Origin of the sequence: Thalassobius sp. MITS945101, from assembly GCF_047123305.1 — a bacterium.
In the GTDB taxonomy this organism is placed as follows: domain Bacteria; phylum Pseudomonadota; class Alphaproteobacteria; order Rhodobacterales; family Rhodobacteraceae; genus Thalassobius.
Genome location: NZ_CP138918.1, coordinates 786791 through 800950, shown reverse-complemented (window position 1 = coordinate 800950; position 14160 = coordinate 786791). Strand labels below are relative to the sequence as shown.

At 58.4% G+C, this 14160-nt stretch carries 16 protein-coding genes; 2 read left to right on the top strand and 14 right to left on the bottom strand.

The window, feature by feature from the left end:
- Window positions 1–35 precede the first annotated feature (35 nt).
- On the bottom strand, window positions 36–1076 hold the full coding sequence (locus tag SIC14_RS04135) for a permease (protein WP_412564566.1): 1041 nt from the start codon (window positions 1074–1076) through the stop codon (window positions 36–38).
- Entirely contained in the window at window positions 1069–1380 is a 312-nt protein-coding gene (locus tag SIC14_RS04130; protein WP_412565820.1) for an ArsR/SmtB family transcription factor, read from the bottom strand. The genes SIC14_RS04135 and SIC14_RS04130 overlap by 8 nt, the downstream gene beginning before the upstream one ends.
- A gap of 129 nt (window positions 1381–1509) precedes the next feature.
- Here SIC14_RS04130 and SIC14_RS04125 point away from each other — a divergent pair, with 129 nt between their 5' ends.
- On the top strand, window positions 1510–2979 hold the full coding sequence (locus SIC14_RS04125) for a PLP-dependent aminotransferase family protein (protein WP_412564565.1): 1470 nt from the start codon (window positions 1510–1512) through the stop codon (window positions 2977–2979).
- A gap of 121 nt (window positions 2980–3100) precedes the next feature.
- Here SIC14_RS04125 and SIC14_RS04120 read toward each other — a convergent pair whose 3' ends face one another.
- The 10 genes from SIC14_RS04120 to SIC14_RS04075 form a co-directional block, all read right to left on the bottom strand.
- Window positions 3101–3748 carry a DUF1523 family protein gene (locus tag SIC14_RS04120; RefSeq protein ID WP_412564564.1) on the bottom strand — a complete coding sequence of 216 codons (648 nt, stop codon included), beginning with the start codon at window positions 3746–3748 and terminating at the stop codon, window positions 3101–3103.
- Between the two features lie 15 nt (window positions 3749–3763).
- Complete coding sequence (locus tag SIC14_RS04115) at window positions 3764–4030, bottom strand: hypothetical protein (RefSeq protein ID WP_412564563.1); 267 nt, start codon at window positions 4028–4030, stop codon at window positions 3764–3766.
- Window positions 4031–4051: 21 nt separating this feature from the next.
- Window positions 4052–5428, bottom strand: a complete 1377-nt coding sequence (locus SIC14_RS04110; RefSeq protein WP_412564562.1) for a DUF6638 family protein — start codon at window positions 5426–5428, stop codon at window positions 4052–4054.
- 2 nt (window positions 5429–5430) lie between these two features.
- Window positions 5431–5823: a hypothetical protein gene (locus SIC14_RS04105; protein WP_412564561.1), complete on the bottom strand. Its 393-nt coding sequence runs from the start codon at window positions 5821–5823 to the stop codon at window positions 5431–5433.
- Window positions 5823–6209, bottom strand: coding sequence for a hypothetical protein (locus SIC14_RS04100; RefSeq protein ID WP_412564560.1), 387 nt, complete (start codon window positions 6207–6209; stop codon window positions 5823–5825). The genes SIC14_RS04105 and SIC14_RS04100 overlap by 1 nt, the downstream gene beginning before the upstream one ends.
- Complete coding sequence (locus SIC14_RS04095) at window positions 6206–6523, bottom strand: hypothetical protein (protein ID WP_412564559.1); 318 nt, start codon at window positions 6521–6523, stop codon at window positions 6206–6208. Before SIC14_RS04095 ends, SIC14_RS04100 begins: the two co-directional genes overlap by 4 nt.
- Window positions 6520–8457 carry an ATP-binding protein gene (locus tag SIC14_RS04090; RefSeq protein ID WP_412564558.1) on the bottom strand — a complete coding sequence of 646 codons (1938 nt, stop codon included), beginning with the start codon at window positions 8455–8457 and terminating at the stop codon, window positions 6520–6522. Before SIC14_RS04090 ends, SIC14_RS04095 begins: the two co-directional genes overlap by 4 nt.
- A gap of 75 nt (window positions 8458–8532) precedes the next feature.
- Window positions 8533–9651 carry a hypothetical protein gene (locus SIC14_RS04085; protein ID WP_412564557.1) on the bottom strand — a complete coding sequence of 373 codons (1119 nt, stop codon included), beginning with the start codon at window positions 9649–9651 and terminating at the stop codon, window positions 8533–8535.
- A 256-nt stretch (window positions 9652–9907) separates the two neighbouring features.
- Entirely contained in the window at window positions 9908–10984 is a 1077-nt protein-coding gene (locus SIC14_RS04080; protein ID WP_412564556.1) for a hypothetical protein, read from the bottom strand.
- Window positions 10985–11104: 120 nt separating this feature from the next.
- On the bottom strand, window positions 11105–11569 hold the full coding sequence (locus tag SIC14_RS04075) for a MarR family winged helix-turn-helix transcriptional regulator (RefSeq protein WP_412564555.1): 465 nt from the start codon (window positions 11567–11569) through the stop codon (window positions 11105–11107).
- Between the two features lie 104 nt (window positions 11570–11673).
- Here SIC14_RS04075 and SIC14_RS04070 point away from each other — a divergent pair, with 104 nt between their 5' ends.
- A complete protein-coding gene (locus tag SIC14_RS04070) occupies window positions 11674–12105 on the top strand; it encodes an organic hydroperoxide resistance protein (protein ID WP_412564554.1) in 432 nt (143 codons plus the stop codon).
- Between the two features lie 110 nt (window positions 12106–12215).
- Here SIC14_RS04070 and SIC14_RS04065 read toward each other — a convergent pair whose 3' ends face one another.
- Entirely contained in the window at window positions 12216–12641 is a 426-nt protein-coding gene (locus SIC14_RS04065; RefSeq protein WP_412564553.1) for a hypothetical protein, read from the bottom strand.
- 201 nt (window positions 12642–12842) lie between these two features.
- Window positions 12843–14051: an aminopeptidase P family protein gene (locus SIC14_RS04060; protein WP_412564552.1), complete on the bottom strand. Its 1209-nt coding sequence runs from the start codon at window positions 14049–14051 to the stop codon at window positions 12843–12845.
- Window positions 14052–14160 lie beyond the last annotated feature (109 nt).

Genomic DNA, 14160 nt, shown 5'->3' with positions numbered 1-14160 from the left:
CACCTGCCGCGGGGCTTTTCGTTGTCGGGGCGGGCTTACACCAGCTGGAAAAGCACGCCCGCCAGAATGGCGCCGGTGATGCCGAAGATCAGGTAGGTGGCAAAGACCTGTGGTTTCACCAAGGACCAGACCGCGGCCATCGCGGGGATGGAGCTGACGGACCCTGCGATCATAAAGGCCATTGCCGCGCCTGCACTCATGCCCTGCTCCATCAAACCTGCCAACAGCGGCGGTGCCACATAGCTGTTCAGGTAGGCGGGCATCCCGACAAAGGCGGCTGTGACGATGGGCAACAGGCCGTCCCCGCCCACCACTTTGGCGATCACATCGGCAGGCACATAGCTAACCAAGAGCGCTTCCAACACATAGGCGAAGGCCAGCCATTTCAGCAGGAACAAAGCGTTGGAGGCAAATTCGCTGCGGAATTTGCTGCGGCGCTCGGCTTCTTTCCAAAAGGCCCAGACCGGTTTTCCCTCCACCTTGGGGGCGGAACAGCAGTTGCCGCAGCTTTTCTTTTCCTGCTTCAGCGGGTTCTGGAACACACCGTGATGCATCAGACCGCGCAACAGGAAGCCGCCAAACAGGCCCAGCCCCACAGCAAAGATCGCTTTGCCAATAGCAAAGGGCCAGCCAAGCGCACCCGCTGTGATCAGCAAGGTCGGTGGATCAATCAACGGTGAGGACAGCCAGAAGGCCATCACCGCCGGCAGGGGCGCGCCAAGTGCCAGAAGGCCTGCGATGAAGGGGATCACCTCGCAGGAACAGAAGGGGGCAAGCCCCCCAAACAGCGCCGCGAATAGGATCATCCGCGTTTCGCGCCCCTCAAAGGCCTTGGCCACCAGCACTTCCGCCCCGGTCGCCTTCAGATAGGCCAGCAGAAACACTGCAAAAGCAATGTATTGGCCGGTGTGCGCCAACGCCTTCAGCGCAAATTCGATTACGTTGCGCAGATTGCCCGGATCCAGCAGGGCGACCAGCGCCAGGATCACCACGATCAGCGCCCAGGGCGTTTTCAGCGGCGCCAGCAGATGTTTCAGACTGCGGTTGGATTTCGGGGATTGGGTCAGGTCAGCCATCGTTTGCAGCCCTCTGGGGTTCGTCTGCACAGCATTCGCACAGGATGTAATTGGCGATCCGTTGCAGGTGGTCAAAATTGGCGCGGGTGATGGTGCTACGCCCCTGCTTTTCCTGCGTAACAACATTGCCTGCGGCCAGAAACTTCAGATGATGCGCCAGCGTTGAAGGCGCGATGCCTGAACGCTCTTGAATCTCACCCACGGTCAGCCCGGCTTCGCCCGCGCGGATCAGCAGACGCAGCACCTCTAGTCGTGCCTCCGATCCCATGGCCGAAAACGTGCCGGCGGCGATCTCGATATTCATGTCTGACTCCATCAGCCCGACTCCTCAATTATTCGATAAAACTAGTTTTATGGTTTTATTGAGTGGCTGACAACCCCGATCTGATAAATCCAGATTGCCCTTGCCTTAAGTCCAGACTAGCTTCGACCCATGTCCATTCCCGTCGAAACCTTTTTCCTGAAACCGGATGCCCAAGGCACCCTGCAGGCCCAGATCCAGCAGATGATCGCCGAAGGGATCCTGTCAGGCCGTCTGCGCCGCGGTGAGAAACTGCCGTCCTCCCGCAAACTGGCGACCCATCTTGGCCTCAGCCGGATCACCGTGACGCTGGCCTATACCGAGTTGCAGGCCAATGACTATCTGACCGCCCGCGACCGCTCAGGCTACTTTGTGTCCGAGGACGCCCCGGAACCTCTGCCGGAACCCAAAATGCCTGAGGCTGCTCAAGGAGTGGATTGGGCCAAGGCGCTGGCAAGGCAGATCAACACCTCGGTGGTGCCGGGCCGACCCTCAGACTGGGCGCGCTACCGCTTTCCGTTTATCTACGGGCAGGCCGATCCGGCTCTGTTTGATCACACTCACTGGCGTCTCTGTGCCATTCAGGCCCTGGGCCAGAAGGACTTCACCGCGCTGACCACGGACTATTACGATCAGGATGATCCTGAGCTGGTCGAGTTCATTCTACGCCACAGCCTGCCCCGACGCGGCATCATGGCCCGCCCCGAAGAAGTGCTGGTTACGATGGGGGCGCAGAACGCGATCTGGCTGGCGGCGCAGGTGTTGCTCTCGCCTGAACGCCGCGCAGTGATCGAAAACCCCAGCTACCCACCGCTGAAAGACATCCTGCAGCAAACCGGCTGTGACGTGTCCGCCGTTGATGTGGACGGCGACGGCCTGCCGCCCGAAGCGTTGCCCGACGCGAGCAATGTCATCTTCACCACGCCGTCGCACCAATGCCCAACCTCCGCGACCATGCCGCGCGCGCGCCGTCTGGCGCTGCTCGATGAGGCCCGCAAGCGCGAGGCCCTGATTGTGGAGGATGACTACGAATTTGAAATGTCCTTCCTGTCGCCCCCTTCGCCAGCGCTGAAATCGCTTGATGGCGACGGGCGGGTGATCTATGTCGGCAGCTTTTCCAAAGTGCTATTCCCCGGTTTGCGGTTGGGCTATCTGGTGGGGCCGGAACCTTTTATCCGGCAGGCCCGTGCGCTCAGGGCCAATGTGCTGCGCCACCCGCCCGGCCATATCCAGCGCACCGCCGCCTATTTCCTGCGCCTGGGGCATTACGATGCCCAGATCAAACGGATGTCGCGCCTGCTGGCCGAACGGCGCCAGGTCATGCAGGCAGCATTGTTGGATCACGGGCTGGAGATCGCCGGATCCGGCACCTTCGGCGGCTCTTCTTTCTGGATGAAAGCGCCCGAAGGCGTCGACATGGAGCAGGTCCGCCAACGTCTCCTGCCCGAAGGGGTGTTGATCGAAAGCGGTGCCCGTTTTTTCTCCGGCGATCTGCCGCCGAAGAACCACTATCGCCTGGCCTATTCCTCGATCCCGTCGGCACGGATTGCGGAAGGGGTGGAACGGATTGCCCTGGCGATCATGGCTGCGCAGGCGGGATAGGTTTAACGCCTCCGGCGGGAGTATTTGGGGATCATTGAAAGGCGGCTTCTTCTTGGGGCAAATATCCCGGGGTGAGCCGCCAGGGGCGGCGAGGGGCAGCGCCCCTCTCCCCTTGGCTGCCTTACTTCTTGCTGCGCCAGGTGCCCAACCAGCGGCTGACCCGGCCACGCCGGTCTGCAAGCGCATCAGAGGCGGCGTCATAACCGTCCTCGATCTCTTCCAGCACCGGATCAATACGGGCGGCGCGGAACCGGCGCCAACGCACGTAGATTGCCCAGAAAATCGCGGCAAAGATTGTCAGGATCACAATGTTGAGCCAGGGGATGATCTGTTCTTCGGGTCCAGTGGCGGGGCGCACCGAAACCGCGTTGGGGAAGATCGACAGGAACTCATTGCGCCAGCCATAGTGTTTGATCACCACCCATTGCGGCGCATCGGCCGAGGATTTCAGATCCGCGGCTTCGGCCTGCAGGTTTGACGTGTCAAATTTGAAGTAGGGCGGCCAGCCCCAGCCGGTGTCCTCATTGCGGTAAACCATGACGTCGCCATTGGGGTATTTGGCCTGGATAAAGAAGACATCCCGGTTCACCGTGGTTTCGGCGTTGCCGACATCGGAGGAGGCCCAGAACAGGGAATTCTCGCCAAAATCGATGCGTTTTTCATAGGTATCGGTGACCCGCGCAATATCGTGCTGCGGCAGGGTGTAGTGGAAAAACCCAATAATCAGCAGCGCGATGACGGCCCGGAAAGCCCATTTCAAATAGACCATGAGGGTGGTCTCCCTTTAGTAGAAATTCACCAGATAGACGGTCAGCCCGATGACAACAACGGGCACGATATAGATCAGCAGGATCAACTTGCGCCGGAAAGACTGGTCGTAGTCCTCGAGGCCCGCACGGATAAAGGCGTCACGGTCCCCTTCGCGGATCTCTGTGTCCCATTCTTTGCCCAGCTTTCGGCGGCGCACCAGACGGGAATAGATCGAGACCCCGACATAGAGCACACTCAGAACAAGGAAGCCAAAGAAGGCCAGTCGTGCCAGTGCAAACATCTTTCCCTCCTGTTCTCTCCCTCAGCCCCAGGGGCCTTTGGGCGGTTCCTGTTGGCCACGCCGCAGGGCGCCCCAAGGACCGACGCGGTCTACCATATCCTCCATATCACGTGCAGCCGGTTCTGCCAGCGGGGCGTCATGTCCAAACAGCGCTGCCCGCGTGCCTGCCTTATCCACTTGGTATTCGCGGGTAAGGAAATCAACCACATAGCCTTGTTTCGTGGGGCTCCAGCCCTGATAGGCGGCGTAAAACGCTTCTTTGTGGCAGATAAACAACTGGCGCATATCCTTGGGCGACAATTCAGCCAGCAGCATGTTCACCAGATCGCGGTCCGGGTGGTTGGCGGCGCGCAGGGTGTAAAAATAGGCGGGGTGGTCCGAGGTGATCTTGGGCCAGCTGCCTTCGGCTTCGGCCCAGCGGAGCAGGGACTGCAACCCGTGAAACTCTTCCGGCAGATCGGCGGCATGATCGCGCGCCAGGGCGCGAATGTCGCGGCGGGTGGCCCCGACCAGATCGATGCCGCGGTCCTGCGCCACATCCACAACAATGAAGTCCATTTTCTGCCGCAGGATCGCGGCCGCATCGACGCCGCGGGCCTTCACAATCGGTTCGACCAGATCGTTGTAGTCCAGAAACTTCGCCACCTGATTGCGGTCATTGAAGTCAAAGACATATTTGATCGGCAGCTTGCCCAGATCCTCTTTCTCCGTGCGCGAGATCACAGCCGGATGGTCCATGCCACGGAACACATAGAGGCCGCCGAAATGGGCGGTCCAGTAGTTCTCTTGCGTGTACTCCATCTGTTTCAAGCGCACTGGATTGCGGGTCACGTCGCCAGTTTTTTTGGCCAAAGTGATCATGTCGGCAATCAGCACATCATCAAACCAAGCGTCATCTTCGCCCATAAACCGGTCGATTTTCTGACCCAGCTGTTCAGCCTGCCGTACGGTGCCTGCGGTGGTGTCGGCCTCGATCCGGATCTTGCGAATGTCGAACAGTGCCTGCGGATCTGGCAGCGCGTAGACCGAATTGAGCAGCTCCCCCGCCACGGCATCCCGCGTGGTCAGAGCAAACAGCTGGGTCTCGTTTTCTTCGATGAAATGCCGCAGGACCGAGCGGTTCATCGAAAACTTCACATTCAACAAAGGCGCGGTTTTCTGCTGGGTGGTCAACAGAATGAATTGCCGGTTCACCCCGTTTTGGTTGAGATACATATGATCGCCCAGCTCATCCCCCACCTCTGGTGCGTAGCCCGAAATGTCGATGTGAAAATCATCCAAGGCCGTACGCCGCCCGGTCAGATGCTCCAGCGCCCGATTGTAGCGATCCACCAGCGCCGGGCTGGAGATGTGAATGAGGTTGCCGAACATGAGGCCGGCTTCGATCAGGCGTTTCATGTCTAGGTGCCTTCTTTTGAGATTTCGGGGCGCGCAACAGTTTCGCGAGAAGTTTGCCCAGCCAAGGCATATCCGAATGCATGCAAGGCAAGTCCGATCCCGCTGAAACTCAGCAGAAAGATTACTTGTCCAATGCGGAAGCCTTCTGATCCGAGATTGGTTGCCAAGCAAGTATCGCTGGGCAGGAAAACAAAAGTGTGAATCGCGACTGCATAAACGACCAGTACGGTCGAAAACGTGGGTAAAAAATGTCCCCACCAATACCTTTGTCGCCCATGCTGCATATCTTTTCGCTTTAGGCGAAAGCCCAAAAGAATGGGGCTGAAAAACAGGAGTGCCGCGAGAATAAGGATTGCGGTATCCAGCCAAGTACCTTCGACATACTCACAGGCCATCAACTCCCCTCCCGATCTGCCAGAACCATGTCACGTCCGCGCCGGTCCTCAACGGCCTGGGCCTGTCCGAACCAGACCAGCGCCAGGATCGGCCCCCAGACAATACCCGACAGCAGAGACAGGCGGGCATGCATCCAGAAACCCTCGGCCGGATTGGCCAGAAGATGGGCGTCGGCATCAAACCCACGCGCCCCCGTCACCACCATCGACAGCACAAATCCGGCCAGCAACAGCAACACGACCACGGCCAGCATCCCCCGCGCCACCATGGCATGAGACCGGGTGTGTCGGTCCACCAGATACCGTGGAAGCCCCACCGCCAGTCCGGCCAAAATCAGCATTGGCAGACCGGTGTTCAGCCAGCCTATGGAGTCGAGGACGATCATTTTTGCCCTCGCTGTTCTTGGCGTAACGAAAGCCCAGCCAGCGTCAACGGGAAGATAGGAAACCAGAGGTAGGTTGCCCAGGTAGTAAAACTGTACAGCGGTGAATCCCCTGCACCGGATCCGGTTGCCATGAAAAGCACAACTACGCCCAAGAGCGCGTAGGCAAAAAACAGCGCATAAAATCCGCCAGCGTATGATAAAAGGCGTGTCCAGATAGAGGACCATGCTCTTTGGCTCAGCCAGCTTGCGCAGAAAAAGCTGAGAGCCAGCATAATCAAGCCGTAAAGCAGCAAGATGATGTCGACGCGAGTCACCCCTTGCTCTCCAGATAACGCCGTTTGGCTTCCTCGGTGCGGCCATAGTCCCGCACCATGTTTTCAATCGCCACCTCGTCGGATTTATCCGCATAGCGGAACTCGGAATCGGCGTAGCGGTTGATCTCCTGCAGCACCATTTCGGTGGTGATCGGCACCCGCAGTTCCTCGATCATCTGTTTCTTCTGATCATAGGGGCGGAACAGGAAGATCTCTGGGTTTTCCATCCATTCATCGGGCAGCTCAAAATCCATTGCCCGCACCTTCACCGCGTCGGTGATGTTCTTAATCGCGCGCCCTGTGAACCGTTCATCGGCTTCCTGAATGGCCTTCAGGTAACGGCCCATCTTGGTGATGGTGTCCAGATCGCCCACCTCTGCATGCACCCGATCAAAGACGTTGAGCAGCCCCGCCTCCTGTGGTTTGGCGTGCGCCTCAAAGCTCTGCGCCACGGCTTTCTTGATCTCCTGCGCTGAAAACAGCGTGTGATCGCCCAAGGGAATGTCGTGGTTCTTGCCCATCAGCAGCGACAGGATGTCGATGTAATCGTCCCGCGTTTGCGGCCCATCCACCAGGAACCGCGCACCCGCCCGCTGGCGCAGCGCATCGTCCACGTTTTCAGGATAGTTTGAGAACATGCCAAAGGTGCAATTGCCCCGCACCACGGTATTGGCGCCGGCAAAGCTCTCCATCAGAACTGCAGTGATTTCCAGCTGCCCGGCGGAGGATTGGCGGTCCCCGCGTTTGCCCGCCAGCTGGTCAATGTCGTCAATCGTGCCAAAGCCGATGACCTGCGGGTCGATGATGTTGTTGATGAAAGCCTTGGCGTTCTGGCCGGATTTGCCCTGATAGCTGTCGATATTGTCGGTCGACAGGTTCTGATAGCGGAAGGCATAGCCCGCCACCTGACAGTAGTCGTTGATCAGCCCTGCCATCATCTGAATCAGCGTGGTTTTACCCGTTCCCGGCTTGCCATCCCCCATGAAGGTAAAGATGAACCCGCCCAACTCGGCAAAGGGGTTCAACCGGCGGTCAAAGTCATAGGCCATCAGCATCTTGGCCAGCTTCATCGCCTGATATTTGGCGATATGGTTGCCGACCACCTCATGCGGTTTTTTGAACTGCATGGTCAGCGTGCTGCCTTTGCCTTTGCGTGCCGGGGTGAAGCCCTGGATGGCGAAGTCATCCGCCTCCACCTTCCAGTTGCCATTGGCAAAGGGTTCCAACCGGCCCAATGTCTGGGCGCGTAGGGTGATCTTTTCCATCAGCTGTTCGGCGTAGGCGGCTACAGTGGCAATCAGCGTAGCGTCATCCTTGGCAAACTGCGCCAACTCCTGATCCAACTCCCACAGCGCCCCGTGCAAGGCCAATTGCGCGTTGTCGGTCAGCACTTCTTCCACCGCGCCAATCTCTACCGAGGTCTCGCTCAGATGCGGGGCGATCAGATAGGCGGTGGCATTGGCGAACACATGCAGGCTGACTGCCGCCTCTGCCGCCAGCAGTTCGGAAAATTCGGCCTTGCGATCTGCCCCCAGACCGCCTTCCAGATTGGATTTCTTCAGCGCCGCCAGGCCCGTCAGTTCGCCGTAAGCCTCGCCCATCGCGAGAGAGATCGACAGCGCGCGGCGCAACACATTCATCACATTGGCCTGCACCGGCGAAATCAGAGCCTCATCGTCATCCGCGGCCTCAATGCGTTCCAGCAGCTTCACCCCTTCGGGCCGCGCAGAGGCGCGTGTCACCATCCCCGGCGTGGTCGAACGGAACCGCCGCCGTGTTGGCACACCGCTAGAGCGCCCTGCCACCGGCGCGGCCTCTTTGCCTTTGGCCAGCCGCGGCGTGTGATCCACCCCCTCCAGCAGGGCATAGGCGGCGTCATAATGGCTGCGGATCTCTTCCTCGCGCAGCTCCATCTGGTCTGTTGTCAGGCTCATTAATCCACCTCACTTCAATTTCATCTTGCTAAAAATACTCTCGCCGAAGGCAGGCCGCGTCAGCGGCCCACAGGGCTATTTCAAACTCATGACACGCCCGTTTGGCGCCACCACATATTTCCGCACTGTGCCAAAGCCCGGCGGGTTTTGTTCCGCCAATACCTGATAGGGGCGTTCGGGTAGGATGATGCTGCGTTCGGTGCGCGTCGCCCCGGTGTCCACGCCGCGCCCGCCAAAGGGATCAAGGGCAAAGACTTCACGCTCGGCCGTCGAAAACCAGCCGACCTTTTCTTCGGTCACCCGCTCACTCTCCAACTCTTCCACGGTCCAGGCCAGCGCCCAATCCTGCCCTTCAGGGCTGTCTGCATCGGCCAGCACCTGCCGCAAGGGGCCCGACTGGCGGGTGAAACTGTGCGAATACATCGGCCCCACATGCACCCGACGCAGTTTTTTAGGATGCAGATCGTTGAACTGTTCGTCGAACCCTTTGGCAATTGTCACCAGCTTCAACGCGCCAAGGCTCTGGGCAATCAGATGCGCTTGCACCTCGGGCCAGCGGCGTTCGTCTTTGGGCAGGCCGCGTTTGCCGCTGTCTTCCAGCTCCATCAGGTAGAGCACAGGCAGGTTCAGCTCGCTGTCATAGACCGCCCAGTGGATCAGGTAACGCCGTCGTTGATCGCCAGACAGCCAGAGCGCACGTGGGTCATTGCGGGCCCAGAACAGCTGCCCTCTCACCAGCTCCTCATAATACAGCCGCTGCGACAGGGCGAATTGCAGTTTGGTGGGAAGTTCTTGATCCCCAACAATCTTTTCCACCATCTGCCGTTTCAGCGCGTCGGCGGAGGGCATGTTTTCCAGATGCTTTTCCGCCTGCATGGCGTCATTGGCCATGACCAGAAGTTCGTTAAACACCGGAAAACCGCTGTCCATGGTGTCAATTGCGAGTGAGCCGAAAAACTGCCCGGTGTCACGCCCCACCAGCAGGTATTTCATGCTAAGCGCCCGAAAGGTAAAGCCAATCTGCGTCAGGTAGCGGGTGAGGATATTGGCCTCCTGCGCTGACAGTTCGCCCTGCACCTCCATCTGCCCCGCCACCTGCGCCAAATGGCGGGTGATCCTGTCGAACTTCTTGAAGTAGCGACGCGAGGCAAACAGGTCCGTCAGGGCGGAATGATCGCGGGTCAGGTCAGTCAAGTTGCTTGCCTCTTGTATTTCACCCAAAGACGGCGTGCGAAAAGCCCGACCAGACTGCCGATGAGAAATGCGCCCGCGGCAGTCAGCCCAAAGGTGAAGCTCACAGTTTCATCGCCGCGAACAGCTAGGATCAGCAGAAGTGAGACCGGCGCAGCCATAATTGACGCCCAGATTCGATCGGCACGCCCCCAATACATCGCCCACGAAACATCCATGACCTGCAGGGCCGTTTGTTTAACCGGTCCAAACAAGAGCCTCAGCCCCCGTAGAGGTTCTTGTCGTGTTTCTCGACGATCTGCTGGAACCGGCGGGCGAAGCGTTCGTCGGCTTTGGCTTTGGCTTCCAGCACGTCACGGGCAAAGACCATATGCTCTTCGTGGGCTTCCATCATATCCGCCATCTTCTGGTTGGTGGCGGTGCCGATCGCGGCCATGGCAGCCTGCGCTTCTTTGTCGGTTTCCACCCCGATCTCATTGATCCGGTGGGCGATGTCTTGCTGCTGCGCGGTTTTCAACGATTTGGTCAGCGCATCATACAGCACCACGCGCTGTTTGGTGTCCGTCTGCAGCTTGTTGATCAGCACCATCTGGGTGGCGGCCTGGTTCTGTAGGCTGTCGACCCAGGATTTGCCTTTCTCAATGTAGCGTTCCAGCGTCTGGCTTTTGGCCAGCTGCACCTGTTCGGACTGCACCAGGTCGTTATAGGCTTTGTTCAAATCCGCCAGCTCAGTTTCCAGCTTGGTCCGCTCTGCCGCGTCCTGCGTGACCGAGATCTTGTTTTCCAGCTCAATGATCTTGGGATCCATCGCCAGAATGTCAGCGCGGGTCTGTTCCAGGTCGCCGACGGTCATTTCCCGCTCATCCAGGGTTTCGGTCAGGTTGACCTCAACCTTTTCCTTTTGCTCATTGAGCACCGAAAGCTGGCTTTCCAACAGTTTGGTGATGGTGTCGGATTTGGCGATCAAATCCTGCAGCTTGTCATCGATATTGGCGGTTTTGATCCGCTCCTGCCGCATCGAATCTGACTTGCCCTTGGAGAAGATGCCCACAAAGCTTTCCCAGCCGGTCTTGGTGCGCATTTCGTCAAAGTCTTTGGAAAACGCGGCGGTCACATCATCGAGGCCCATGATCAGCTCGGCGATATTGGCGTTCATCACATCCGTATGGGCATGCACGTCGTCCAACGTGGCATTCTCAATATCGATCGCCACGTCATCGCCGCTCTTCAGCTTACTGCGTGCGGTTTCAATTCGTCCGGTCAGTTCAGAAATCTTGGCCTGTGCTTCGGCCACCTGTTTCTGAGACTCCTTCACCTGAGCGTCAAAATTCGCCATTCCAAGTCCCTCTTTTCAATAACTTATGACCTATATGGGGGCAGATCACGAAAATGTAAGCCCCCGGCCGTTGGCGGGACTTTGGCAAACTCTGCGGCAGAAAGAAAGTGCGGGCTGCGATTATCCGGGCTGCGCTGCGGTGAGGGCGGCAGTCAGGGCCAGGCGCAGTTTACGCACCTCACGGCGCAGGTCTGCGGCCTCGGCGGCGCTGATCGCGCCGGATTGATCCAGACACTGGGGGATATGACGGGCCTCTGCCTGCAGGGCCTGTCCGGTTTCCGTCAGACGAATGCGAACACGGCGTTCATCCTCAGGATCGCGCTGCCGGGTTACATGACCGGCGGTCTCCATGCGTTTCAACAGGGGCGTCAGGGTGGAGGATTCCAGCGCCAGCGCCTGGCCCAGATCGCCAACAGGGCGGTCATCGCGTTCCCACAGCAGCAGCATCACCAGATACTGCGGATAGGTCAGGCCCATCGGGTCCAACAACGGTTTGTAGAGCTTGTTGAAAGCATGCGAGGCGGCATAGATTTCAAAACAAAGCTGCTGGTCGAGGGTGGTGAAGGGATCAGAGGGCTGCTGCATGGGGTTAAAATAAATCGCGCACGATTTGATCGCAAGGCTTGACAGTTCGATGGTGGGCGGCAATTTATATCGCGCACGATATAATTGCTCGATAAGGAATAAAAATGCTCGAGAAAATCCTCTACCAGACCGCCGCCACCGCAACTGGAGGCCGTGATGGCGCCGCCAGCTTTGCCGACAGTGACGCAACCTTTGCTCTTGCCGCACCCAAGGCCCTTGGCGGCAGCGGTGAGGGCGTAAACCCGGAACAGCTGTTCGCCGCCGGCTACGCGGCCTGTTTCCTCTCAGCCCTGAAACACGTGGCCGCTGCCCAGAAAATTGAGGTCCCCGCAGAGGCAAAAACCGAAGTCAGCGTGGGCCTCGGACCCCGCAATGACGGCGGGTTCGGCCTGAGCGTTGAGATCAGCGTCGACCTGCCCGGCATGGCCGCAGAACAGGCAGAAACCCTGATCGCCACCGCCCACCAAGTCTGCCCCTATTCCCACGCCACCAAAGGCACGCTGGACATCACCCCACGCCTGAAAACGGCGGCCTAAAAGAGAGAGGGAGGGCGCCCCGCCCTCCCTTACCTAGCTAATGAATAGGTCCGGATAGCTACCCAAATTGTTGATGCCAGCAATGCGGGACGAAGCAGGCCTTCGGAAACTCAAGGCAACGGTGTCTTTGGCGAATAATTTCTCCACAATATGCGTACCTCGGTGCTTAGTCTGTTCCAAACATGGCTAGGAACCGTGTTTGCATCTTTTCCCGTAATCCCAGTTTGATCCGCGCCGGTCAGGAACCACCAAAATACCTCAAGACCATCCTCAGCCTCGATGAACTCCATCCAACCTTCGGCAATCAACCCGTTGTCTTTGTGAAGAACAGCGATACCAGAAAAGTTCTCAATTTCCCCGTCGAGCCAACGTATTCGATGGCCCTCGACACAGCATTCCGACCAATCAAACCGAATGTCAGTACGCTGATAGGTCCGCTGTTCGGGCAAGTACTGGTTTAAGTCGGCAATAAGTTTTTCTTCGACAAACGCTCGAAGTTTGGGACCCATACAATCTGAGGAACCGAGTTCGTCCAAAATGTCATCCGATACTTTTGCTCTACATGCTCAGCATCTCTAACCGACGTTGCCATTTTTTCAAGTTCAGAGCGTGGCGTAGGGCGCAAAGCAGATCCATTACGCAATTTCCAAAAATCGACGTATCGCCCCCAATGAACCCACCTGCCACAAACAAGGGAGGGCAAATCGCCCTCCCTTCGATTCTTCTACAACACAGCTTTAACCAACCACGTTGAATTCCGGCCCGTAGGGGTAGCCGGTGATGTTTTCATTGCCGTCTTCGGTGATGATCAGGATGTCATGTTCGCGGTAGCCGCCCGCGCCCGGCTGGCCGTCTGCGATGGTCAGCATCGGCTCCATCGAGATCACCATCCCCGGTTCCAGCACCGTGTCGATATCCTCCCGCAGTTCCAGCCCTGCCTCGCGACCATAGTAATGCGACAGCACCCCGAAGGAATGGCCATAGCCAAAGGTCCGGTATTGCAGCATATCGCGCTCGGCAAAGAATTCATTGATCTGATGGGTCACCTCGGCGCAGCTGGCCCCGGGTTTCAGCAGCGAAATGCCCAGCTCATGAGCACCCACGTTGGCCTCCCAGTAGTTTAGGCTGGCGTCATCCACCTCACCCACAAACATCGTACGTTCCAGCGCGGTGTAATAGCCCGAAATCATCGGGAAAGTGTTCAGCGACAGGATATCGCCGCGTTGCAACCGGCGCGACGTCACTGGATTGTGGGCGCCATCGGTATTGATGTCGGATTGGAACCAGACCCAGGTGTCGCGGTATTCCGCATCGGGGAAGCGTTTGGCAATCTCCAGCTCCATCGCGTCACGACCGGCCATGGCCACGTCAATCTCGCGCACGCCTTCTTTCACCGCGTCGCGGATCGCATAGCCCCCCACGTCAGCCACAGCGGCCCCGGCGCGGATCATCTCCAGCTCGGCAGCGGATTTATGCATCCGCTGCACCATGGTCGGCGCATAAAGGTCAACGGTCTTTGATGGGCTGAGGTAAGCATCCAGCTTGGATTTCTGCAGCAGGCTCAGGTGGTCGCTTTCATAGCCGATCACCTTGCCCGATCCTGTTACCGACAGGATGGCGCGCCAGTAATTGTCCCGCTGCCAGTCGGTGTAGGTGATATTGTCGCCATAGCAGCGACGCCAGGGCTGACCCGCGTCAATGCCGGCCGAGATGGTCACACATTCGCTGGCCGTCACCACCAGCGCATAGGGCCGCCCAAAGGCGCAGTAGGTAAAGCCCGAATAGTAAGAGATATTGTGCATCGACGAGAAGACAGCCGCGTCAGCGCCTGTGTCGATCAGGATCTTGCGTAGACCCGCGACACGTGCGGCATATTCGCTGTCGGCGAACTGCAGGGCAGCTTTTTCCCCATTGTGGAATCGATAGAACTCAGGACGAGATGTCATTTTTTGACCCTCCTTAACGAAAAGAAAGGTCCCGGCGTTCAGGACGGATTGCACGGTGGCCCATTGTTCTGGCTTGCAGGTCAAGCAACTTGGGCAAGCAGCTCTGGCA